Origin of the sequence: Longicatena sp. 210702-DFI.1.196 (assembly GCF_020563125.1) — a bacterium.
Lineage (GTDB): Bacteria > Bacillota_I > Bacilli_A > Erysipelotrichales > Erysipelotrichaceae > Longicatena > Longicatena caecimuris.
The window spans coordinates 1-761 of record NZ_JAJCPX010000091.1; the positions used below are offsets into that span (position 1 = coordinate 1).

General features: G+C 32.5%; 1 protein-coding gene. It reads right to left on the reverse strand.

Annotated elements, in window-relative coordinates; all coding sequences use genetic code 11:
* Positions 1–373: 373 nt before the first annotated feature.
* A partial coding sequence (locus tag LI241_RS15495; RefSeq protein ID WP_226897177.1) for a Cna B-type domain-containing protein occupies positions 374–761 on the reverse strand: 388 nt, incomplete at its 5' end.

Consider the following 761-nt stretch of genomic DNA (forward strand, 5'->3'; position numbering starts at 1 on the left):
TACGCCCCGAGGGATTTTCACCCTAGATATGTGGCATGCCCGCCACACATGAAAACACACCTAAGGAAGAAAAGCTCAGGTGTGTTTTTTATGTCAATCTTTACTATTCATTTTCTTTCTAACGTTTATAATTAAACGAAGAAAAATCCAATTTCATCAACCTCCCTTATTTATTATTCCATAAGGTAACTTTCTAAAACTCCTGCTTCCTGTGCAAAAGCTGATGCTGCTGATTAATAAGCATATACACCTTTTTATTAATGAGGATACCATATGCTGTAAATGAATCATTAAATGCTTCATAGGCTAATTTTTTTCATATTGTCAGCCTCCCAGAAAATGCTTAATTGTTATTTCAAGTCTTTATGTAATCTTATTTCATTTTTAATTTTCTTTTCTTAACAAAAATTAAGGACATGGCAATTATGGATGTAGAAACAAATACCAAATATAGTGAAACATTTGTAAAATCTCCTGTTTGTGGTGCCTTATTATTAGATGGAGTATACTCATCTTTTGGTTTTGTTGGCTCATCTGGTTTTTCAGGAGTGATTGGAGATTCTGGCACATGAGTATTTGTAATTATGAAATCACCATTCTTATCAATCTCGGTTTTACTTGTATAACCATCAGAAATTGTTACTTCTTTAATAGAATAATTTATTTCTTTTCCTGATTCATACTTTGGAAGATATTTCCAAGAAGCACTCCAATTATTTTTTTCATTCAGTGTGAGCACTTCCCCGAAGGCCTTTCCATTA